22 protein-coding genes are annotated in these 19,164 nt (G+C 70.4%); 8 read left to right on the top strand and 14 right to left on the bottom strand.

The annotated features are described in order from the left end of the window. The 3 genes from EFK10_RS32745 to EFK10_RS32735 all read right to left on the bottom strand — a co-directional run. Positions 1–225, bottom strand: a 225-nt coding sequence (locus tag EFK10_RS32745; RefSeq protein ID WP_164836241.1) for a hypothetical protein, incomplete at its 3' end; no start/stop codon positions are given. Between the two features lie 337 nt (positions 226–562). Beyond that, the gene (locus EFK10_RS32740; protein WP_127359287.1) at positions 563–1,894 is read right to left on the bottom strand and encodes a class I SAM-dependent RNA methyltransferase; all 1,332 of its coding nucleotides are present in this window, start codon (positions 1,892–1,894) and stop codon (positions 563–565) included. Between the two features lie 78 nt (positions 1,895–1,972). Further along, positions 1,973–4,027 (bottom strand): APC family permease, encoded by a 2,055-nt coding sequence (locus EFK10_RS32735; protein WP_127359286.1) that lies wholly within the window; start codon positions 4,025–4,027, stop codon positions 1,973–1,975. Between the two features lie 137 nt (positions 4,028–4,164). On the opposite strand from EFK10_RS32735, the gene EFK10_RS32730 reads away from it, so the two are divergent. Together EFK10_RS32730 and EFK10_RS32725 are read left to right on the top strand one after the other, a co-directional pair. Beyond that, positions 4,165–4,830, top strand: coding sequence for a potassium channel family protein (locus tag EFK10_RS32730; protein WP_127359285.1), 666 nt, complete (start codon positions 4,165–4,167; stop codon positions 4,828–4,830). Continuing rightward, entirely contained in the window at positions 4,830–5,507 is a 678-nt protein-coding gene (locus tag EFK10_RS32725; protein ID WP_127359284.1) for a potassium channel family protein, read from the top strand. Before EFK10_RS32730 ends, EFK10_RS32725 begins: the two co-directional genes overlap by 1 nt. A gap of 66 nt (positions 5,508–5,573) precedes the next feature. Here EFK10_RS32725 and EFK10_RS32720 read toward each other — a convergent pair whose 3' ends face one another. Together EFK10_RS32720 and EFK10_RS32715 are read right to left on the bottom strand one after the other, a co-directional pair. Continuing rightward, a complete protein-coding gene (locus tag EFK10_RS32720) occupies positions 5,574–6,383 on the bottom strand; it encodes a DUF3159 domain-containing protein (RefSeq protein ID WP_240677618.1) in 810 nt (269 codons plus the stop codon). A 3-nt stretch (positions 6,384–6,386) separates the two neighbouring features. Then, the gene (locus EFK10_RS32715) at positions 6,387–6,785 is read right to left on the bottom strand and encodes an OB-fold nucleic acid binding domain-containing protein (RefSeq protein WP_127359283.1); all 399 of its coding nucleotides are present in this window, start codon (positions 6,783–6,785) and stop codon (positions 6,387–6,389) included. A gap of 281 nt (positions 6,786–7,066) precedes the next feature. On the opposite strand from EFK10_RS32715, the gene EFK10_RS32710 reads away from it, so the two are divergent. The 3 genes from EFK10_RS32710 (at position 7,067) to EFK10_RS51145 (ending at position 9,592) form a co-directional block, all read left to right on the top strand. Beyond that, complete coding sequence (locus EFK10_RS32710) at positions 7,067–8,314, top strand: ROK family protein (protein WP_127359282.1); 1,248 nt, start codon at positions 7,067–7,069, stop codon at positions 8,312–8,314. A 33-nt stretch (positions 8,315–8,347) separates the two neighbouring features. Then, positions 8,348–8,713 carry a hypothetical protein gene (locus EFK10_RS32705; RefSeq protein ID WP_127359281.1) on the top strand — a complete coding sequence of 122 codons (366 nt, stop codon included), beginning with the start codon at positions 8,348–8,350 and terminating at the stop codon, positions 8,711–8,713. A 339-nt stretch (positions 8,714–9,052) separates the two neighbouring features. Next, positions 9,053–9,592, top strand: a complete 540-nt coding sequence (locus tag EFK10_RS51145) for a TauD/TfdA dioxygenase family protein (RefSeq protein WP_322973435.1) — start codon at positions 9,053–9,055, stop codon at positions 9,590–9,592. 78 nt (positions 9,593–9,670) lie between these two features. Here EFK10_RS51145 and EFK10_RS32695 read toward each other — a convergent pair whose 3' ends face one another. Genes EFK10_RS32695 through EFK10_RS32685 form a run of 3 tightly spaced genes read right to left on the bottom strand, consistent with a single transcriptional unit; the run spans position 9,671 to position 11,572 of the window. Next, on the bottom strand, positions 9,671–10,435 hold the full coding sequence (locus tag EFK10_RS32695) for a DUF3710 domain-containing protein (RefSeq protein WP_127359279.1): 765 nt from the start codon (positions 10,433–10,435) through the stop codon (positions 9,671–9,673). Position 10,436: 1 nt separating this feature from the next. Next, complete coding sequence (dut, locus tag EFK10_RS32690; protein ID WP_127359278.1) at positions 10,437–10,967, bottom strand: dUTP diphosphatase; 531 nt, start codon at positions 10,965–10,967, stop codon at positions 10,437–10,439. Continuing rightward, entirely contained in the window at positions 10,964–11,572 is a 609-nt protein-coding gene (locus EFK10_RS32685) for a PaaI family thioesterase (protein ID WP_127359277.1), read from the bottom strand. Before EFK10_RS32685 ends, dut begins: the two co-directional genes overlap by 4 nt. Before the next feature lie 101 nt (positions 11,573–11,673). Between EFK10_RS32685 and EFK10_RS32680 the strand changes: the two genes are divergently transcribed. Both EFK10_RS32680 and EFK10_RS32675 read left to right on the top strand, forming a co-directional pair. After that, positions 11,674–12,558, top strand: a complete 885-nt coding sequence (locus EFK10_RS32680) for an SDR family oxidoreductase (RefSeq protein WP_127359276.1) — start codon at positions 11,674–11,676, stop codon at positions 12,556–12,558. Between the two features lie 21 nt (positions 12,559–12,579). Then, positions 12,580–13,026 carry a DUF3093 domain-containing protein gene (locus EFK10_RS32675; protein WP_127359275.1) on the top strand — a complete coding sequence of 149 codons (447 nt, stop codon included), beginning with the start codon at positions 12,580–12,582 and terminating at the stop codon, positions 13,024–13,026. Positions 13,027–13,084: 58 nt separating this feature from the next. Here the strand turns inward: EFK10_RS32675 and EFK10_RS32670 are convergent, their stop codons facing one another. The 4 genes from EFK10_RS32670 to EFK10_RS32655 all read right to left on the bottom strand — a co-directional run bounded on the left by EFK10_RS32670 (position 13,085) and on the right by EFK10_RS32655 (position 16,555). Next, complete coding sequence (locus tag EFK10_RS32670; protein WP_240677616.1) at positions 13,085–13,894, bottom strand: hypothetical protein; 810 nt, start codon at positions 13,892–13,894, stop codon at positions 13,085–13,087. 15 nt (positions 13,895–13,909) lie between these two features. Further along, on the bottom strand, positions 13,910–14,209 hold the full coding sequence (locus EFK10_RS32665) for a DUF4193 domain-containing protein (protein WP_127359274.1): 300 nt from the start codon (positions 14,207–14,209) through the stop codon (positions 13,910–13,912). A gap of 408 nt (positions 14,210–14,617) precedes the next feature. Beyond that, on the bottom strand, positions 14,618–15,895 hold the full coding sequence (locus EFK10_RS32660; RefSeq protein WP_127359273.1) for a sensor histidine kinase: 1,278 nt from the start codon (positions 15,893–15,895) through the stop codon (positions 14,618–14,620). 6 nt (positions 15,896–15,901) lie between these two features. Beyond that, positions 15,902–16,555: a response regulator transcription factor gene (locus tag EFK10_RS32655; RefSeq protein ID WP_127359272.1), complete on the bottom strand. Its 654-nt coding sequence runs from the start codon at positions 16,553–16,555 to the stop codon at positions 15,902–15,904. 328 nt (positions 16,556–16,883) lie between these two features. Here EFK10_RS32655 and EFK10_RS47960 point away from each other — a divergent pair, with 328 nt between their 5' ends. Then, positions 16,884–17,057, top strand: a complete 174-nt coding sequence (locus tag EFK10_RS47960; protein ID WP_164836240.1) for a hypothetical protein — start codon at positions 16,884–16,886, stop codon at positions 17,055–17,057. A gap of 95 nt (positions 17,058–17,152) precedes the next feature. Here EFK10_RS47960 and EFK10_RS32650 read toward each other — a convergent pair whose 3' ends face one another. After that, positions 17,153–17,953 (bottom strand): inositol monophosphatase family protein, encoded by an 801-nt coding sequence (locus tag EFK10_RS32650; RefSeq protein WP_127359271.1) that lies wholly within the window; start codon positions 17,951–17,953, stop codon positions 17,153–17,155. Further along, positions 17,950–19,074, bottom strand: a complete 1,125-nt coding sequence (locus EFK10_RS32645) for a ferrochelatase (protein WP_127359270.1) — start codon at positions 19,072–19,074, stop codon at positions 17,950–17,952. Before EFK10_RS32645 ends, EFK10_RS32650 begins: the two co-directional genes overlap by 4 nt. Between the last annotated feature and the right edge of the window lie 90 nt (positions 19,075–19,164).

The following is a 19,164-nucleotide window of genomic DNA, read 5'->3' as shown; positions in this document are numbered from 1 at the left end:
TCCTACGTCCACGGCACCCGCGACGACGACCTCGCCGCCCTCGCCGCCCACCGCGTCACCCCCTGCGACCGGAAACCGGCGGAAGTCGGTCGCGCCGTGCGGGGGCTGGGTCGGGATGCAACTGTGCAGGAGGAGGTTGACGATCTGGTCGATCACCTCGTCGTTCAGCGGTTCTCGGCTTAGCGAGGCGCGGTGGGCGACGGTTCCCGTGTAGACGTCGACCATCGAGGCCGCGCGAATAGGTGGGGCGGCGTCGCGTGCCGATGGCTCTCGCCTGGCGGCGTTGTCGTCGGTCGACGACGTCCCCCAGCCTGGCGGCTGGTGGGGGTCCTCCCCCCGCCTTGCGTGGTCGCTTCCGGGACAAGTGATCGCCGCGATCGACACCACGGCATCACACCACCAACCGCACACGATCCCCTGCGCAGGACCGTCGGGAGTTCCTGACCTGCCCCTCGACACGCCTGACGGGCTATCAGAACGAGCGTCAAATGAGCGTCACGAGCGTCAAGATATCCCCCGTAACGCCCACACCGCACATAATGCGCACACGCAAAACCGCAGGTCAGATACCCTTCGCCGCAGGCTCCAGGATCGCCACGCACTCCACGTGATGGGTCATCGGGAAGAGGTCGAAGGCGCGCAGCCGCAGGGGGCGGTAGCCGGCGGCGGCGAAGTAGGCGAGGTCGCGGGCGAGGGCGGCGGGGTCGCAGGCGACGTAGGCGATGCGGCGGGGTGCGAGGGAGGCGAGGTGCTGGACGGTGGACTTGCCGGCGCCGGTGCGCGGGGGGTCGAGGACGATGAGGTCGGCCTCGGTGATGCCGGTGCGGGGGAGGACGGATTCGACCTTGCCGTGCTCGATGCGGACGCGGTCGTGGTCGCCGAGGTTGTGCCGGGCGTCCTCCACCGCGCGCTTGCCGGACTCGATGCCGAGGACGGCGCCGGTGTCGCCGACGCGTTCGGCCAGGGCGCCGGCGAAGAGGCCGACGCCGCAGTAGAGGTCGAGGGCGGTCTCGCCCTTGCGGGGCATGAGGCCCTGCATGACGGCCTCGACGAGGAGGTCGGGGGCCTGGGGGTGGACCTGCCAGAAGCCGCCGGAGCCGACGCGCCAGGTGTGGTCGACGGCGCGTTCGCGGACGAAGCCGCGGCCGTGGACGCGGTGGACGCCGCCCTGCTCGTCGACGCGCAGGACGGACACCGGCCGGTCGAGCTCGACGATGGGCAGCCGGCCGCCGGGGCGGGGGGTGAGGATGACCTGGCGGTCGGAGGAGCCGGTGGCCGAGATGGCCTCGACGGAGGCGATGCCGGGCCACTGACGTGACTCCACGCCCAGCTCGCTGACCCCCGGCGCGGCGATGAGGCAGTGGTCGATGCGCTCGACCTCATGGGAACGGTGGCGGCGCAGTCCGGCGTGCCCCTCGGGGTCGACCGCGTACTGGACGCGCGTGCGCCAGGCCGGGACCTCGCCCTTGGCAACCTTGTCGCCGGGCGCCGGCTCGACGGTGCCGTCCCAGCCGGCGTCCTCGGGGGTGAGCCCGGCCAACCGCTGGAGCTGCTCGGTGATGACGGCGACCTTGAGCCGCCGCTGGGCGCCCGGCGCGGCGTGCTGCCAGTCGCAGCCACCGCACTTGCCGGGGCCGGAGAAGGGGCACGGCGCGGGGACCCGGTCCGGGGAGGCCTCAAGGATCTCCACGGCGTCGGCGCGCAGGAAGTTGGAGTCGGGACCGCCCTCGGTGACCTCGGCGATCACCCGCTCGCCGGGCAGCGCGTGCCGTACGAAGAGCACCTGACCCTCATGCCTCGCGATGCAGTGACCGCCGTGCGCCACCGGGCCGACCTCGACCTCGTAGCGCTCGCCGACGAGTACGTCGGCCTGGTCCTTCGTACGGTGCTGCATGAGGGAAGGGGCTCCAAGCACGGGGGTGAGCGGCGGGACGACAGCGCACCAGTCTACGTCCCGCCCGGGCGCCCCCGGTCACTGCTTGCCGCTGGGCTCCCGGTTGCGCGAGGACGGTCGTCCGACCTCGCCGCGCCGCACCGAGCCGGGGGCGTTCCACTCGGCGCCCCTGCGCTGCCGCAGCTTCGCACGCTCGGAGGACTCCAGCTGCCACGGCACCGAGGTGACCATGACGCCCGGGGTGAAGAGCAGCCGGCCCTTGAGGCGCAGGGCGCTCTGGTTGTGCAGCAGGTGCTCGTACCAGTGGCCGACGACGTATTCCGGGATGAAGATCGAGACCACGTCACGCGGGCTGGCCCGGCGCAGGCTCTTGACGTATTCGACGATCGGCCGCGTGATCTCGCGGTAGGGCGAGTCCAGCACCTTCAGGGGTACATCGATGCCGCGCCGGTGCCACTCCTCCTGGAGGGCCTTGGTGTCGGCGGGGTCGACGTTGATGCTCAGCGCTTCGAGGGTGTCGGACCGTATGAGCTTTGCGTACGACAGGGCGCGCAGCGTCGGCTTGTGCACCTTGGAGACGAGCACGATGGAGTGCACCCGGGACGGCAGGACGGTGTCCTCGCCGGGCTCGTCGGCGGCGGCCAGCTCGCCGGCGACGCGGTCGTAGTGGCGGCGGATGGCGGTCATCAGGGCGTAGAAAGCGACCATGCCGAGCACCGCGACCCAGGCGCCGTGGGTGAACTTGGTCAGCAGCACGATGACCAGCACCAGGCCGGTGAAGAAGGCGCCGAAGGTGTTGATCGCGCGGGAGCGGATCATGCGGCGGCGCTTGGCCGGGTCGGTCTCGTCACGCAGGTGCCGGTTCCAGTGGCGGACCATGCCGCTCTGGCTCAGGGTGAAGGAGACGAAGACGCCGACGATGTAGAGCTGGATCAGCCGGGTCGAGTCGGCGCCGTAGATGTAGACGAGGACGGCGGCGAAGGCGGCCAGCAGCACGATGCCGTTGCTGAAGGCCAGCCGGTCGCCACGGGTGTGCAGCTGGCGCGGCAGGTAGCGGTCCTGGGCGAGGATCGAGCCGAGCACCGGGAAGCCGTTGTACGCGGTGTTGGCGGCCAGGAACAGCACCAGCGCGGTGACGGCGGCCAGGAAGACGAAGGGGATGGAGCCGCTGCCGAAGACGGCGGCGGCGACCTGGGCGATCACCGGGTCCTGGGTGAACCCCGCGCCGACCGGCTTGCCGTGCAGCAGCAGGTCGGCGGCCGGGTTCTCGGCCATCTTCACGCCGGTGTTGATGGCCAGGGCGATGATGCCGCAGAACATCGTGACGGCGAGGATGCCCATCAGGGCCAGCGTCGTGGCGGCGTTCTTGGACTTCGGCTTGCGGAAGGCCGGCACACCGTTGCTGATCGCCTCGACGCCGGTCAGCGCCGCACAGCCAGAGGAGAAGGCGCGCAGCAGCAGGAAGACCAGCGCGAAGCCGGTGAGCCCGGTGTGCTCGGCATGGATCGTGTAGCCGGAGGTCGGGGCGTGCATCTGGTCGCCGGTGGCGATCCGGAAGATGCCCCAGGCGATCATGCAGAAGACGCCGAAGACGAAGGCGTACGTCGGGACGGCGAAGATGGAGCCCGATTCCCGCACACCGCGCAGATTCATCAGCATCAGTACGACGATCATCCCGACCGCGCCCAGCACCTTGTGCTGGACGAAGAACGGCACAGCCGAGCCGAGGTTCTCCACGCCCGAGGCGACGGACACGGCGACGGTGAGGACGTAGTCTACGAGCAGCGCGCTGGCGACCGTGAGCCCGGCGCGGGGTCCCAGGTTGGTGGTGGCGACCTCGTAGTCACCACCCCCCGAGGGATAGGCGTGGACGTTCTGCCGGTACGAGGCCACCACCGTGAACATCAGTACGACGACGGCGACCGCGATCCACGGGCTGAAGTGATAGGCCGACACACCGGCAATGGACAGGACCAGCAGGACCTCACCCGGTGCGTACGCGACAGAGGACAGCGGGTCGGAGGCGAACACGGGAAGCGCGAGACGCTTGGGGAGGAGCGTTTCCCCCAGTTTGTCGCTGCGCAGGGCCCGGCCGATCAGGATCCGTTTCGGCAAGTCGGTCAGTTTGGACACGCTGAGGATGTTAAGCCGTCGTCAAGACCGGCATCTACCGGGGACTCCCCCGCGCACTACCTCCGTGTGTAGCTTTGGCCCTGGTCTGAGACTCTGTAAAGAGCTCAGCAAATCAGTTGACAGCCGGAAGGACGGTCGTGCACGTCGTCATCATGGGATGCGGGCGAGTGGGTTCCACGCTCGCGCACTCCCTCGAACAGCAAGGTCATACGGTGGCCGTGATCGACCAGGACCCGACGGCCTTCCGCCGCCTGGGCTCGGGTTTCAGCGGGCGCCGCGTGACCGGCATCGGGTTCGACCAGGACACATTGCGCGAGGCCGGAATCGAGGAGGCGGGAGCCTTCGCGGCCGTCAGCAGCGGCGACAACTCCAACATCATCGCGGCCCGGGTGGCCCGAGAGATGTTCGGAATCGAGAACGTCGCCGCCCGTATCTACGACCCCCGCCGGGCCGAGGTCTACCAGCGTCTCGGCATCCCCACCGTGGCCACCGTGCGGTGGACCGCGGACCAGATGCTCCGCCGGCTGCTGCCGTCCGGGGCGGAGCCGCTGTGGCGTGACCCGAGCGGCGGGGTGCAGCTCGCGGAGGTGCACATCTCCCCCGCGTGGGTCGGCCACAAGGTCAGCAAGTTGCAGGAGGAGACCGGAGTGCGTGTGGCTTTCCTCACGCGGCTGGGTGAGGCGATGCTGCCGACCTCCCAGACGGTGCTCCAGGAAGGCGACCTCGTCCACGTGATGATGCGCACCGACGAGGTCGAGCAGGTCGAGGCGGCATTCGCCAAGGGCCCCGAGGAAGGTCACTGATGAGGGTCGCCATCGCCGGCGCCGGCGCGGTGGGTCGCTCGATCGCGGGCGAGCTCCTGGAGAACGGCCACGAGGTCCTGCTGATCGACAAGAACCCCAGCTCCATCTCCGTGGAGCGGGTTCCGCAGGCCGAGTGGCTGCTGGCCGACGCCTGCGAGATCACCTCGCTGGACGAGGCCGCGCTGCAGCGCTGCAACGTCGTCATCGCCGCCACCGGCGACGACAAGGTCAACCTGGTCGTCTCGCTGCTCGCCAAGACCGAGTACGGGGTGCCCCGGGTCGTCGCCCGGGTCAACAACCCCAAGAACGAGTGGCTGTTCAACGAGGCCTGGGGCGTCGATGTCGCCGTGTCGACCCCACGTCTGATGTCGGCCCTGGTCGAGGAGGCCGTCAGCGTCGGCGATCTCGTACGGCTGATGCGCTTCAGCCAGGGCGACGCGAACCTCGTGGAGCTGACGCTGCCGCCGGAGGCCGCCCTGGTCGGCACCCGGGTCGGTGACGTGGAGTGGCCACAGGACACCTCTCTGGTCACCATCATCCGGGGGCACCGGGTGCTCACGCCGTCCAAGGACGACGCCCTGGAGGCGGGTGACGAGCTGCTGTTCGTCGCGGCCCCGCACCGGGAGGAGCAGCTGGAGGACCTGCTGTCGGTACAGAGCGGCTCCGCCGCGGAGTGACGCGTACGCGAATGGGGCTGCCCCAGACCGTGAGGTCCGGGGCAGCCCCATTCGGTGTCCGATGCGTCAGCGATTCGGCGGGTAGCGCCGGTCGGCGTGCTCGGTCCGGCCCTCGGTCACCACCTGGTCGGCCCACTCGTCGAGGAGCGGCTGCGCGATCTTCTCGGCCTCCGCCGTCTCCTTCGCGGCCTTCTCGGCCTCTTCCTCCGCCTCCATCTCCGCGATCACGTCGATCGGCGGCGGCGCCTTGGCCAGGAAGATCCAGGACAGGTAGACGCAGAGGAGGAAGGGCGGGATGCCGAGGGCGACCTTGACCCAACCGAGCTGGGTGGCGTTGCCCCACCAGTAGAGCGGGAAGAGGATCGCGGACTTGGCGAGCAGGATGACGCCCCAGGCCCAGCTGGCCTTGGTATAGGCGACCCGACGGCCGGGGTTGCGGTCCCGCCAGGAGAGGTTCTCCTTGAAGACCGGGCCGAGGATCAGGCCCAGGAGCGGGAAGCCGGCCAGCGCGGACACGCAGTACGCCACGGCGAGGCCGAGGGTGTAGAGCATGCCCGGCAGGTAGAAGTTCTTGGCGTTGCCGGACATCATCGCGAAGATCGCGCCGAAGGCGACCCCGAAGACGCCGCTGAAGGCGTGCTTGAGGGTGTCCTTGCGGGCGAGCCTCGCCAGGCCGAGCAGCACGGACAGGCTCACCGCGACGATGGCCGAGATGTGGATGTCGCGGTTGACCGTGTAGATCGCGACGAATACCAGTCCGGGCACGGTGGTCTCCACCATGCCGCGTACTCCGCCGAAGGCCTCGAAGAGGGCCGCTTCCGTGACGGCCCTCGACTCGTCCGTCGACTCGTCCGCCTGCTTGTCGTTCGACGCCACCCGTTACTCCTGTCCGACCGGACGCAACTCGTATTTGGGGTTGAACAGCACCGGCCGGCCACGGTTCATGGAGATCCGTCCCGACGCGATGATCCTGCGGCCCGGCTCTATACCGGCGATGCTCCGCCGGCCGAGCCACACCACGTCCAACGCGGCAGAGCCGTCGAACAGCTCGGCCTCCAGCGCCGGAACGCCGGCACGCGGTCGCAGTGTGACCGCGCGTAGTGTACCGGTCACGGTCACGATCTCGCGGTCGTTGCAGGCGCTGATCGGCAGGCATCCGGCCGCCAGGGTGTCCTCCTGCAGTTCCTCGGAATGCAGCTCTTCCTGCGTCGAGGACAGGCGGTCGAGCATCCGGCGAAAGCGGTTGGCGGGTCGGTCCGAACGGGTGGTACCACTCATGCTTGAAGCCTACCCGGCGGCGCCCGAAGGATCAGCGCCCGAAGCGCCGCCCTGTGCCGGGCCGCGGATGGATTCGGGCGAGGTGTTTCGGGCCAGGCTTCGCACGACTGCCATACGCCTGTAACGCTACGGCGTTGACCCTGGCCCCCGAGGGTTGCGAGCATCGGCACATGGCTTATCTGGCTTCCTCGCCCTCCCGCTGTACGGACTCGCGCCGCCGCTGAGCCCTGCGATCTCGCCGGCTCTGTCCGCCGTCCCGCCGATCGAGCGAGAGCGAGCCGATGACCGCCGTCTCCGACTTTTCCCTGCGACCCGCCCTGGTCGCACCGCCCGCACCGCTGCCCGCCGACCGCTCCGGGGAGGGCGGCGGCACCGCGGCCGTGCTGCGGACCGTCCTGCACGGCGGCCCGCTGGCCCGTACTGCACTGGCCCGCACGACGGGGCTCAGCCCGGCCGCCGTGTCCCGCTACACCGCCGAGCTGATCGGCCTCGGGCTGCTGCGCGAGCTGCCGCCCCCTGCCGGTCCGCCGCGCGCCGGGCGGCCTCAGGTGCCGGTGGACATCGATCCCTCGCACCACGCCGCGTGCGGGGTGCACATAGCGCTGGACTTCACCACGTACGCCGTAGTGGACCTGCGCGGCCGGGTCGTCGCCCACGAACGGCGCCCGCACCTGGGCGAGGCAGGGGGAGTCCTGGACGACATCCGCCGCCACCTCCCCCGCTTTGTGGCCCGGCACGCCGCCGGCCGTTCGGTCCTCGGCCTGGGCGTCGTGACCGGCGGCTGGGTCGACTCCGAGCAGGGCACGGTCGTCGAGCACACCCCGCTGGGCTGGCGTGACGTCCCCGTACGGCGGGTGCTGGGCGCCGCCACCCGGCTGCCGGTTCATGTGGACGGCCATGCCCGGGCTCTCGCGCAGGCCGAGCTGCTGTTCGGGGCGGGGGCGGGGCGCTCGGAGCTGGTCCAGCTCTTCGTCGGCAACGTCGTGGACGCCGCCATCGCCGCCGGCGGCACCGTCCTGCGCGGCCGCCGCTCCGGCGCCGGCGACGTCGCCCACCTCGCCCTAGGCGGCCCGGCCGGGCACGCCTGCGCCTGCGGCCGTAGGGGCTGCCTCCAGGCCGCAGTCTCCGAACTCGCCGTCGCGGAACGCGCCTTCGGGGCCGGCATCATCCCGGCCCCCGAGTTCCAGCTCCTCATCGCCCTCGCCGCCGAGGGCAACCGCCGCGCCATACGCGTCCTGCGCGAACGCCTCCGCACGGTCGGCCGCGCGGCGGCCCTCTTGCTCGACCTCATCAACCCCGAAGTCCTCGTCGTCGCCGAGCAGGCCGCCATCCACTTCCCCGAGCTGCTGCCCGACCTGTACGAGGAGGTCGCCGCGCACTCCCATATGTGCGCGGACCCCGAACGCGCCGTCGTCCCCACGACTTTCGGCACCCGCGTCCTCGCCGTCGCCGCCGGCGCGGTCGTCCTCGACGTCGTCTACCGGCGGCCGATGGAACTGCGTACGGCCCGTACAGCACGTACGGCGTAAGCTGCTCGCAGCTTGTCGAATGGGGGTTCCGGCATGGGTGGCTGGATGTGGTGGCTGATTCCCGTCGTGTTGGTCGGCGGGGGCCGGATCGCCGAGAGCGTACGCAGCGGCATGAAAACCCGTCACAAGCGGAAGCTCGAGCTGGTCAAGGCCGCTGAGCGGAAGCAGCTCGCCCTGGACGCCGCGAACCGCCCGCCTGAGCCGATCTGCGGCTGCACCCACCACCTGGCCAAGCACGACAAGCAGGGCAAGTGCCACGAGGTGGTCGAGGCACCCACAGCCTGGGACGCCGACCGCAAGCCCCTGCAGTTCGAGGCGCGGCCGTGCAACTGCCAGCAGTACATCGGGCCGGAGCCGCTGGGCACGGTCTTCGCGCCGGAGATCACGGACTTCCGCTAGCGGTTCGCCCGGCTGCGCTTTCGCCGAGTGGGTGGCCGAGCGTGCGTTGGCGGCCGACGGCCCATGGCCGGGTTGGGCCAGCCCTCCCCCTCAGCTTCGCGAGGGGGTACCCCCACCCAGCGTCTAGCTGGGGGAGGACGGCCTACCCCCAACCCGGGTTTCTTCCAGGGGATCGCTAATCATTGCTGCCGCCGGGCGCCCCTCGCAGAATCGGGGCCATGGACGCGACACGAAGGGCCGCCTTTCGGGCCCACCACTTCGCCGGTCTCGGCTGTTGCGGCGCGCGCTGAGCGCGCGCCTTCAGGCCCTCTGTCACCCGTGAGTTGGAGCTGCTTCGCCATGACCGCACCCGCACAGACCGCCATCGACCTCGTGGCCGCGTACGAGGGCCTGTCCGCGCCGGTCCGGGCTTTTGTCGACACCCTGCGCGCCGAGCACCGCTACGGGGGCGCCGAAAGGCCCACCGGCGACAGCGAGTACGCCCGCCGGATCAACGACAACCTCCTGGTCGCCGTCCACCCCGTGGTCCGCGTCCACCCCGAGACCGGCGAACGGGCGCTCTTCAACCCGGGCTTCACCAGTCACATCGTCGACGTGACCCCGCGCGAGAGCCGGGCGATCCTCGACCTCCTCTACGGGGAGATTACCCGCCCGGAGTACACCGTCCGCTTCCGCTGGGAGCCCGGCAGCGTCGCCTTCTGGGACAACCGCGCCACCGCCCACCTCGCGCCGCGCGACATCGAGCACCTCGACGTCGAACGCCGCCTGCACCGGGTCACCCTGATCGGTGACTTCCCGGTCGGCCCGGACGGACGGGAGTCCGAGCTGATCGCGGGCAGGCCGTTCACGGCGGAGCACAAGGTGGTCGTCAGCGCCTGAGTACGCCTGAGTACGGAGAAAGCCGGTGGCCCGGAGCTGTGGGAAACAGCTCCGGGCCACCGGCTTTACGCGTACGGGTCAGTGGACCTCGGTGATCTCCGGGCCCCGGCGCATCGGGTCGATGCCGTCGGAGAACTTGCCCTCGGCGTCCTGGGCGACGCCCTCGGGCACCATCTGCGCGTCGTTCGGCAGCTTGAGGACGATCGGGTCGCGGGGCGCCATCGGCGAGTCGCCACGTACGACCACGGTGTCCCGGAAGACCTGCTCCAGCAGCCCGGCGGCCTGCGGCTGGACCGCGCCCTGGCCGGAGATCACTCCGCGCAGGAACCAGCGGGGGCCGTCCACACCGACGAAGCGGACCAGCTGCACGCCATTGGTGCCGTCCGGCAGCTGTACGGGCACCTGGGCCCGCAGTTCCCAGCCGAGCGGGCCCTCGACGAGGTCGACGATGCCGCCCTGCTTGGTGATTCCGGAGGCGATCTCGTCCCGTACCTCGCCCCAGATGCCCTCGGACTTGGGGGCGGCGAAGCCCTGCAGCTGGATGGCGCTGTCCTTCAGCACCACAGTCGCGGCGACGATGGACTCACCGGCCACCTCGACCCGCAGCTCCATGCCCTCGACTCCGGGCACGAAAAGGCCGCCGAGGTCGACCCGGCCGTCGGCGGGGTCCTTGACCTCACTCAGATCCCAGGGCCCGTCCGGCCTCGGGGCGGGCGGAAGGTTGTACCGACGGGACTCCATGGAGTCGTCCGACTCCGCGGCGTCTTCGGCCAGCTCGTCAGGGCTCTCGGCCTCGAGCTCGTCGAGGGCGTCTGCGCGCTCCTTGCGACGACGACGGAACACGTCACTGTCCTTCCCGGTCAACAATGACCGAAGTGTATCCATTACTGGCCGTAGCCGAGGGGCCCACCACCGCGGCATGACCCCCTGTGGAGCCGAAGCCCCCCGCGCCCCTGACAGAGCCTGGCAGCTCCGCCACTTCCTGGAAGCGGACCCGCTCGACCTGCTGGACGACCAGCTGGGCGATCCGGTCTCCCGGCTCGAACCGCACGCTCTCGCGAGGGTCCAGGTTGACCACGATCACCTTGATCTCCCCACGGTACCCGGCATCAATGGTTCCCGGGGCATTCACCATGGCTACTCCGCAGCGAGCGGCGAGCCCGCTGCGCGGATGTACGAAGGCCGCGTACCCCTCGGGGAGCGCGATGGACACCCCGGTGGGCAGCACCGCGCGCTCGCCGGGGGCGAGTTCGGCGGCCTCGGTGGTGATCAGGTCCGCGCCCGCGTCCCCCGGCTGCCCGTACGAGGGAATGGGCACGCTCTCGTCCAGGCGCCGGATGAGCACGTCCAGGGGCGGACGGCTTCTGGCGCTCACGGGTTCACCTCGAAGGCGCGGGCGACCCGCACCTGGTCGGGGTCGGCCATGGCGGCATTGACCTCTTCCGGGCGACCGTTATTCGTGAAGTGTTCGACCTTGACCTCGATGAAGAGGGCGTCCGCGCGGACCGCGACCGCGCCGTCGGGGCCGCCGATCCGGCCCACAGCGGACGCGTAGATCTTGCGGCCGGCGACAGCGGTGACGCGGGCGGCCAAGTGCAGGATCGTGCCGACGGGCACGGGGCGTACGAAGTCGGTCTCCAGACGTCCGGTGACCGCGATGGTGTGCAACAGCCAGCTCAGCGAGCCCAGCGTCTCGTCCAGCGCGGAGGCCAGCACCCCGCCGTGCGCCAGGCCCGGTGCGCCCTGGTGGGCGGGCCGTACGGTGAACTCCGCGGTGACGTCGACCCCGTCCCCCGCGCGGGTTTCGAGGTGCAGTCCGTGAGGCTGTGCGTCGCCGCACCCGAAACACTGGTCGTAGTGCGCCCCCAACAGCTCACCGGGCACGGGAGCGTCAGGGTGCCGCACCGGCGCGGCCGCGTCCGGTGGCGGGGTCAGGGCCTGGCGGGGGGCCCGGCCGTCGTCTGATGTCGCTGCACTCACGCCCGAGACCCTACCCTCCTGCGGGATCCTTTCCCGCCGGGTGTCCGTTGGTCTTGGCAGTCGTAGGGCAAGCCCTATGTCCCCGTCAGCACGGAGCACTCATGAGCCTCAAGTCCGTCGTCGTCACCGGAGCCGGCAGCGGAATCGGCCTCGCCGTCACCATGGAGCTGGCGCACGCCGGATTCGACGTGATCGGCACCGTACGCAGTGAGGACAAAGCAGAGGCGCTGCGCTGTGCGGTGGAACAGACCGGCGCTGCGGTGCGGACCGTGCTACTCGACGTCGCGGACGCGACCTCCACCATCAAGGCCTTCACGGAGATCGCCACCCTCACGGACGGCGGCCCTTGGGCGGTGGTCAACAACGCGGGCTTCGCCCAGCCCGGGGCGATCGAGGACGTGGACGACGACCAGGTACGGCGCCAGCTGGAGACCAATCTGATCGGCCCGGCGCGGATCGCCCGCCTGGTGCTGCCCACGATGCGCGAGCGGCGCGCCGGCCGGATCGTCAACGTCTCCTCGATCTCCGGGCGGGTCTCCCTGCCGATGATGGGCTGGTACTGCGCCAGCAAGCAGGGCCTGGAGGCGGTCACCGACGCGCTGCGGATGGAGACCGCGGCCTTCGGGGTGAAGGTCGTCCTGATCGAGCCCGGCTCGTACGCCAGCGGTATCTGGCAGCACAGTGCCGGGCTGATCCCGGACGCGCAGTCCTCCGCCTACAGCGACCAGTACGACGCGGCCGAGGACATGCTGCGCCGCGAGCTTCCGGGACCGCGTCCGGTGGCTCTGGCGGTCCTCAAGGCCCTCACCACCCGCCGGCCCCTCCCCCGCTATCTGGTCGGCGGCAGCGCCCGCTCCACGGCGGTCCTGGACGCGGTTTTGCCGACCCAGGCCACCGACTGGGCCAAGCAGCTCGCCACCGGCCTGCGCGGCGCCCCCCGGGCCCTTGGCAGGGTCCAGGGCGCCCTCAAGCGCCGCACGGATTAGGCCCCGTGCCAAGCTGGTGACATGCAGCCTTACGACGAACGCCTCACCGTGCCGCGCTCCTGGTGGTTTCTGGCCGCCGGGGCGGGTCTCTCGCTCGCGCTGATCCTGCTCCCGCTGGGGACGCTGCCGATGCTGGCGGGCCTGGTCGGCGGTGCGGCGCTCACCGCGGCGGCGGTGAGCTCGTACGGCTCAGCACGGATCCGCGTCGTCGCCGGGTCGCTGGTCGCGGGGGACGCCCGGATCCCGGTCGAGGCGCTGGGCGAGGCGACGGTGCTGGACGCCGAGGAGGCGCTGGCCTGGCGGCAGCACAAGGCGGACCCGCGTGCTTTCATGCTGCTGCGCGCTTACGTCCCCACGGCGCTGAAGGTGGAGATCACGGACCCGGCCGACCCCACTCCGTACGCCTACCTCTCGACGCGCTCGCCGGAGAGGCTGGCGGCCGCGCTGCAGGCGGTCAGGACTCACTAGCTAGCTAGAGCTCGGGCCCCGCCGGCTCGGGGCTCGACGGCTCGGGGCCGGCGCCGGCTCAGGATTCGATGGCCGGCGGCTCGTCGGACGCCGGGGGCAGCTCGTCGGGCTTTTCCAGCGCGTCCCAGGGGATCTGGTGCTCGCGGAGGTCCTTACGGACGCGCTCGGCGAGCTTGCTGGTGTCGCGCCGGTTCAGAATGGCGCCGATGGCCGCGCCGACCATGAAGGGGGTCAGGGTCGGCAGGTTGCGCATGGTGCGCTTGAGGAGCTGCTGGCGCAGCTCCCTTTTCATCTTCACCCCGAGGGCAATGTTGACGGTCGACGGTTTGGTGACGTCGATGCCGCGCCGCTCCGTCCACTCGGCGAGGTAGAAGGTCGCCCGCTGCCGTACGGAGCCGGGGGCGCGCAGCCCGTAGACCTCGTGCAGCTCGGCGATGAGCTTGTACTCGACGACGGCGACCGCGAAGGTCTCCGCCGCCAGCTCGGCCGGCATTGCCGGCGGGGTGGGCAGCATCGCGGCGGCCCCGACCCCCGCGCCGACGGTCGCCGTGCCCTTCACGGCGCCGCTGGTGAGCTTGTCGGCGATCTCCTCGGGGCCGAGTCCCGGGAAATGCCGCCGGAGCGTCTGCAGGTCGCGTACTGGAATCCGTGGGGCCGCCTCGACAAGCCGCTCCGCGAGGCTTGTGAGGCCCTTGCGGCCGACCCCGACCGCGGTCTTGGTCCGGGAGCGTTTGACCCCATCACCGGCGTCTGTGGCGCCTGCGGCGATGACCCCGTCACCGGCGTCTGTGGCGCCTGCGGCGATGACCTCGGCGCCCTCCGCGCCCGCGAGCGAGGCCGCGCGGCCTCGCTCGTCGTCGCTGTCCATGTCCACCCGGCTCCGTCAGGCCGCGCAGTCGCGGCAGATGGGGTTGCCGTTTTTCTCCGTTGCCAGCTGGCTGCGGTGGTGGACCAGGAAGCAGCTCATGCAAGTGAACTCGTCGGCCTGCCGGGGCAGCACACGGACCGACAACTCCTCGTTGGAGAGGTCAGCGCCGGGCAGCTCCAGACCCTCGGCCTGATCGAACTCGTCGACGTCCACTGCGGACGTGGACTTCTCGTTCCTCCGAGCCTTGAGTTCCTCGATGCTGTCCTCGTTGACGTCATCGTCGGTCTTGCGTGGTGTGTCGTAATCAGTAGCCATGTGTCGCTCTCCCCCTCTGGGTGTCTGCGGTGTCTCCAGCGCACGTAACGCGTGGGAGGCCGGTCTTGTGCCCGACCCGAAGCGGAGATTTTGCCTTACATCAAGTGCCGTTACTCAATCGACACCCAACCGAACCCCCGAAGAGGTGATCGCATCGGCTGTCGGTCACGACCGGAAACGGCTCTCATGTCGCACCTCACTCACACCACCACGTGTACTTCCCGTGATCATGACCTGCGGAAACATGGATTAATCGGAACTTTTTCCGAGCCTCACGATCACGGAGTGTACATGTGGCGGGAATCGTATGTGTGATCGCTCACAGGGTCCCTCGGTGGGGTCCAGACCGCAAAATTCCGCCCAAAGCGAACACGGTCCGGGCCCTGTCACCTGTCGATAGGACGTGGATCACATCGGGATGGCGACCCTCATGACCAGGCCGCCTCCCTCTCGGGGCACCGCGGAGATGGTGCCGCCATGAGCCCGGGCCACGGAGCGGGCGATCGAGAGGCCCAGGCCGACCCCCTTGTCGCTGCCGGTCCGCTCGGTACGAAGCCGGCGGAACGGCTCGAATAGGTTGTCGATCTCGTACGCCGGGACGACCGGACCGGTGTTGGAGACGGTGAGCAGGGCGTGGCCGCCCTCGGCGCCTGTGGTGACCTCCACCCAGGGGCCGTCCTGGCCGCCGTCCTCCTTCGGGACGTTGTAGCGCACGGCGTTCTGCACCAGGTTGAGCGCGATCCGCTCCAGCAGCACCCCGTTACCCTGCACGACAGCGGGCTCCAGCGTGCTGCGCAGCTCGACGCCCCTGGCGGTGGCCTCGGTACGGGTCTGCTCGAGGGCCTGGGAGGCCGCCTCGGCGACGTCCACCGGCTTGCGGTCCACGATCTCGTTGTCGCTGCGGGCGAGCAGCAGCAGGCCCTCCACGAGTAGCTCGCTGCGCAGATTGGTGGCCAGCAGGGTCTTGCCGAGCTGCTGGAGGTCCGTGGACGCCTCCGGGTCGGAGAGCTGCACCTCCAGGAGGGTGCGGTTGATGGCCAGCGGCGTACGCAGCTCGTGCGAGGCGTTCGAGACGAATCTGCGCTGCGCGTCGAAGGAGCGGTCGAGCCGTTCGAGCATCTCGTCGAAGGTGTCGGCGAGCTCCTTGAACTCGTCGTCCGGGCCGTCCAGCTCGATCCGGCGCTTGAGGTCGGAGCCGGCGGTGGCCCGCGCGGTGCGGGTGATCCGGCCCAGCGGGGACAGCACCCGGCCGGCGAGCAGATAGCCGACGGCGAAGGCGAGCACGGCCAGGCCGATGAGGGCCAGCAGCGAACGCTTGAGCAGAGTGTTGAGCGCGACCTCGCGCTGCTGCTGCATACATGCGCTGAAAGCGTGATTGAACGCCTCCACGCTGGTGGTATTCAAGCCGGGGCAGGAGTTACTCGTGATGCTCACGTTGCTGCCTGGAGCCACCTCGAACAGGGGCGAACTGCCCTCGTGCAGGGCCTGGGCCGCGAGCAGGTAGATGATCCAGAGCAGCACGACGCCTGCGATCAGGAACATCCCCCCGTACAGCACGGTGAGCCTGATCCGGATCGTGGGGCGCAGCAGTGGCACCTGCCGTACCGGCGGCCTGGGGTCCCAGGTCGGTTTGGGTGGTACGGGCGTCGGCAGCGGGGACGACTGCTCCGGTGGCGAAGTGGCCACGGCGGATCAGATCCTGTAACCGGAGCCGGGCACGGTCACGACCACGGCGGGCTCGCCGAGCTTGCGGCGCAGCGTCATGACGGTGACCCGGACGACGTTGGTGAAGGGGTCGGTGTTCTCGTCCCAGGCCTTCTCCAGCAGCTGCTCGGCCGACACCACGGAGCCCTCGCTGCGCATCAGCACCTCCAGCACCGCGAACTCCTTGGGCGCCAGATGGATCTCCTTGCCGTCGCGGAAGACCTCGCGGCGGTTCGGGTCCAGCCTGATGCCCGAACGCTCCAGCACCGGCGGCAGCGGAGCCGTCGTACGGCGGCCCAGCGCCCGCACCCGGGCGGTCAGCTCGCTGAAGGCGAAGGGCTTGGGCAGGTAGTCGTCCGCGCCCAGCTCCAGGCCCTCCACACGATCGTTCACATCGCCGGCGGCGGTCAGCATCAGCACCCGGGTGGACAGGCCGAGCTCGACCAGCTTCCGGCAGACATCGTCACCGTGGACCACCGGGAGGTCACGGTCCAGGACGACGACGTCGTAGTCGTTGACCCCGATCCGTTCCAGAGCGGCGCCACCGTCGTAGACGACATCGACGGCCATGGCCTCGCGTCGTAGTCCGGTGGCTACCGCATCGGCGAGCAGCTGCTCGTCCTCGACGACCAATACGCGCAAGGCGCTGTTCCTTCCAATGAGCACTCAAGCATGAGAATCCCTCCGTACATCGTGCACCGACGCACGGTAAACGGGCGGTAAGAGGCCGTGGCCTCGCCGGACGGCGCCGGTGCGCGGCGGTGGATTTCGCCCGGGAAGATTCTTCTACAGGTTGAGGTTTCCCTTCCGTTCGGCCTGGGGAGGACGATTTCAACCCCCGATCACGCCCACTGGGCGCGTACCTTCATCGTCATCTCGTCCCGTGGCAGAGCCGCTGCGTGATCCGAGGGTCCTGGACCACACACCTCGGACACACCCTGTGTCACCGACGACGACGAGGGGGCGTCATATGGACGCGTTCACCACCGGAATCCTGCAGCGCATACACAGCACCGAGTCCGACCTGCGTCTTGCGAGGGAGTCAGGGGACGACTTCCTTGCCGAGGTCGAGCAGGCCGAGCTCGAGGATCTACGTCGTCTTGCCGCCGAGCACGGCGTCGACGTCCTGCCGAAGATCGCCTGACAGGTCCCGGCCCGCTCGCCCCGGACACCCACTGGGTGCCGGGGCGTTTGCGTGTCTGCGTCTACGCACGTAGACAGTCCCGGGGGCCGGCCTGGCTAGTCGTGCCAGGCGCCTAGGTCGTCCAGCAGGCGCTGCAGGCGCTCGAAGGTGCCCGGGACGGCCGCGACGGTCAGGTCGGGGTTGGGCGGCTCGCCGGGGCGGCCACCGGTCAGGGCGCCGCCCTCGCGGGCGAAGAGCGCGCCGGCTGCGTAGTCCCAGGCATGGAGACCGCGCTCGTAGTAGCCGTCCAGGCGGCCCGAGCCGACGTCGCAGAGGTCGATGGCGGCGGATCCGGCGCGGCGGATGTCCCGCACCTGCGGGATCAGGCGGTGCGCGACCGCGGCCTGGTGGGTGCGCACTTCCAGGCGGTAGCCGAAGCCGGTGGAGACCAGGGCGTGCTCGAAGGGCGGGGCGGGGCGGCTGTGCACGCGCTCGCCGTTCACGAAGGCGCCCTCGCCGAGCACGGCATGGCAGGTCTCGCCGCGCATCGGGGCCACGACCACGCCGACGACGGTCTCGCCGTCGACCTCGGCGGCGATGCTGACGGACCAGGAGGGCAGCCCGTAAAGGTAGTTGACGGTGCCGTCCAGCGGGTCGATGACCCAGCGCACTCCGCTGCTGCCCTCGCTGCTGGCCCCCTCCTCGCCCAGCAGGCCGTCGTCGGGCCGGCGGTCGGTGATGACGCCGGTGATGAGCTTCTCGGCGGCGATGTCCATCTCCGTGACGACATCGATCGGGCTGCTCTTGGTGGCGGCCACGCCGAGATCGGCCGGCCTGCCGTCGCGCAGCAGCGCGCCCGCCCTGGCGGCCGCCTCCAGGGCGATGGCCAGAAGCTCATCCTTCAGGCGGCCGGTCACTCGGCACCCGCCGCGGCGGGGCGCGGGCTGCGGCCCGGGCAGCAGCCGACCGGGCAGACGTCGTGGCTCGCGCCCAGCGCGCCCAGCGCGCAGCGCTCCACCGCGAGCCCCCGCTCGGTCGCGGCGCGCTCGAGCACCAGCTCCCGTACGGCCGCCGCGAAGCGCGGGTCCGCTCCGACGGTCGCGGCGCGGGCGACCGGGAGGCCGAGCTCTGCGGCCTTGGCGGTGGCCTCGGTGTCGAGGTCGAACTTGACCTCCATATGGTCGGAGACGAAGCCGATCGGCACCATGACGGCGGCCGGGGTGCCGGCGGCGTGCAGCTCCTCCAGGTGGTCGCAGATGTCGGGCTCCAGCCACGGGATGTGCGGGGCGCCGCTGCGCGACTGGTAGACCAGCTTCCAGGGGCGGTCGACGCCGGTGGCCTCGCGTACGGCGTCGGCGATCACCCGGGCCGTGTCGAGGTGCTGGGCGACGTAGGCGCCGCCGTCGCCGTGGGCCTCCACCGGGCCGGAGGTGTCGGCGGCGGCCGTGGGGATGGAGTGGGTGGTGAAGGCGAGGTGCGCGCCTTCCCGTACGTCCTCCGGCAGTTCGGCCAGCGCGGCGAGCACCGCTTCCGTCATGGGCGTCACGAAGCCGGGGTGGTTGAAGTAGTGCCGCAGCTTGTCGACGCGCGGTACGGGCCGGCCCTCGGCCTCGAGGGCGGCCAGGGAGTCGGCGAGGTTCTCGCGGTACTGGCGGCAGCCGGAGTAGGAGGCGTAGGCGCTGGTGGCCAGGACGAGGATGCGGCGGTGGCCGTCGTCGGCCATATGGCGCAGGGTGTCCGTGAGGTAGGGCGCCCAGTTGCGGTTGCCCCAGTAGACGGGGAGGTCGAGGGCGTTCTCCGAGAAGTCCTTGCGCAGCGCGTCGAGCAGCTCGCGGTTCTGCGCGTTGATGGGGCTGACGCCGCCGAAGAGGAAGTAGTGCTGCCCCACCTCCTTCAGGCGTTCACGCGGGATGCCACGGCCGCGCGTGACGTTCTCCAGGAAGGGGACGACGTCGTCGGGCCCTTCGGGGCCGCCGAAGGACAGCAGCAGCAAGGCGTCGTAGGGGCCGGCTGTGGTGGGATCGAGCTGATCGGACATGCCTCCGATCCTGCCACTCGTCAGGCGGCCCGCGAGCGGACCCCATGCCGACAAATGGCTTGCGCCTGCTCCGTAAGCTGTGTCCAGCAG

The sequence above is a fragment of the Streptomyces soli genome (assembly GCF_003999195.1).
GTDB classification, from domain to species: Bacteria; Actinomycetota; Actinomycetes; order Streptomycetales; family Streptomycetaceae; genus Actinacidiphila; species Actinacidiphila soli.
Note: the sequence above shows the minus strand (reverse complement) of the source record. Positions and strands in the feature narration are given on the sequence as shown.

Bases quoted from the DNA above. Each gene is read 5' to 3' on its own strand.
- EFK10_RS32740 (WP_127359287.1), bottom strand. From the start codon at position 1,894: ATGCAGCACCGTACGAAGGACCAGGCCGACGTACTCGTCGGCGAGCGC.
- EFK10_RS32725 (WP_127359284.1), top strand. From the start codon at position 4,830: ATGAGGGTCGCCATCGCCGGCGCCGGCGCGGTGGGTCGCTCGATCGCG.
- EFK10_RS32715 (WP_127359283.1), bottom strand. From the start codon at position 6,785: ATGAGTGGTACCACCCGTTCGGACCGACCCGCCAACCGCTTTCGCCGG.
- EFK10_RS32710 (WP_127359282.1), top strand. From the start codon at position 7,067: ATGACCGCCGTCTCCGACTTTTCCCTGCGACCCGCCCTGGTCGCACCG.
- EFK10_RS32705 (WP_127359281.1), top strand. From the start codon at position 8,348: ATGGGTGGCTGGATGTGGTGGCTGATTCCCGTCGTGTTGGTCGGCGGG.
- EFK10_RS51145 (WP_322973435.1), top strand. From the start codon at position 9,053: ATGACCGCACCCGCACAGACCGCCATCGACCTCGTGGCCGCGTACGAG.
- EFK10_RS32680 (WP_127359276.1), top strand. From the start codon at position 11,674: ATGAGCCTCAAGTCCGTCGTCGTCACCGGAGCCGGCAGCGGAATCGGC.
- EFK10_RS32675 (WP_127359275.1), top strand. From the start codon at position 12,580: ATGCAGCCTTACGACGAACGCCTCACCGTGCCGCGCTCCTGGTGGTTT.
- EFK10_RS32670 (WP_240677616.1), bottom strand. From the start codon at position 13,894: ATGGACAGCGACGACGAGCGAGGCCGCGCGGCCTCGCTCGCGGGCGCG.
- EFK10_RS32665 (WP_127359274.1), bottom strand. From the start codon at position 14,209: ATGGCTACTGATTACGACACACCACGCAAGACCGACGATGACGTCAAC.
- EFK10_RS47960 (WP_164836240.1), top strand. From the start codon at position 16,884: ATGGACGCGTTCACCACCGGAATCCTGCAGCGCATACACAGCACCGAG.
- EFK10_RS32645 (WP_127359270.1), bottom strand. From the start codon at position 19,074: ATGTCCGATCAGCTCGATCCCACCACAGCCGGCCCCTACGACGCCTTG.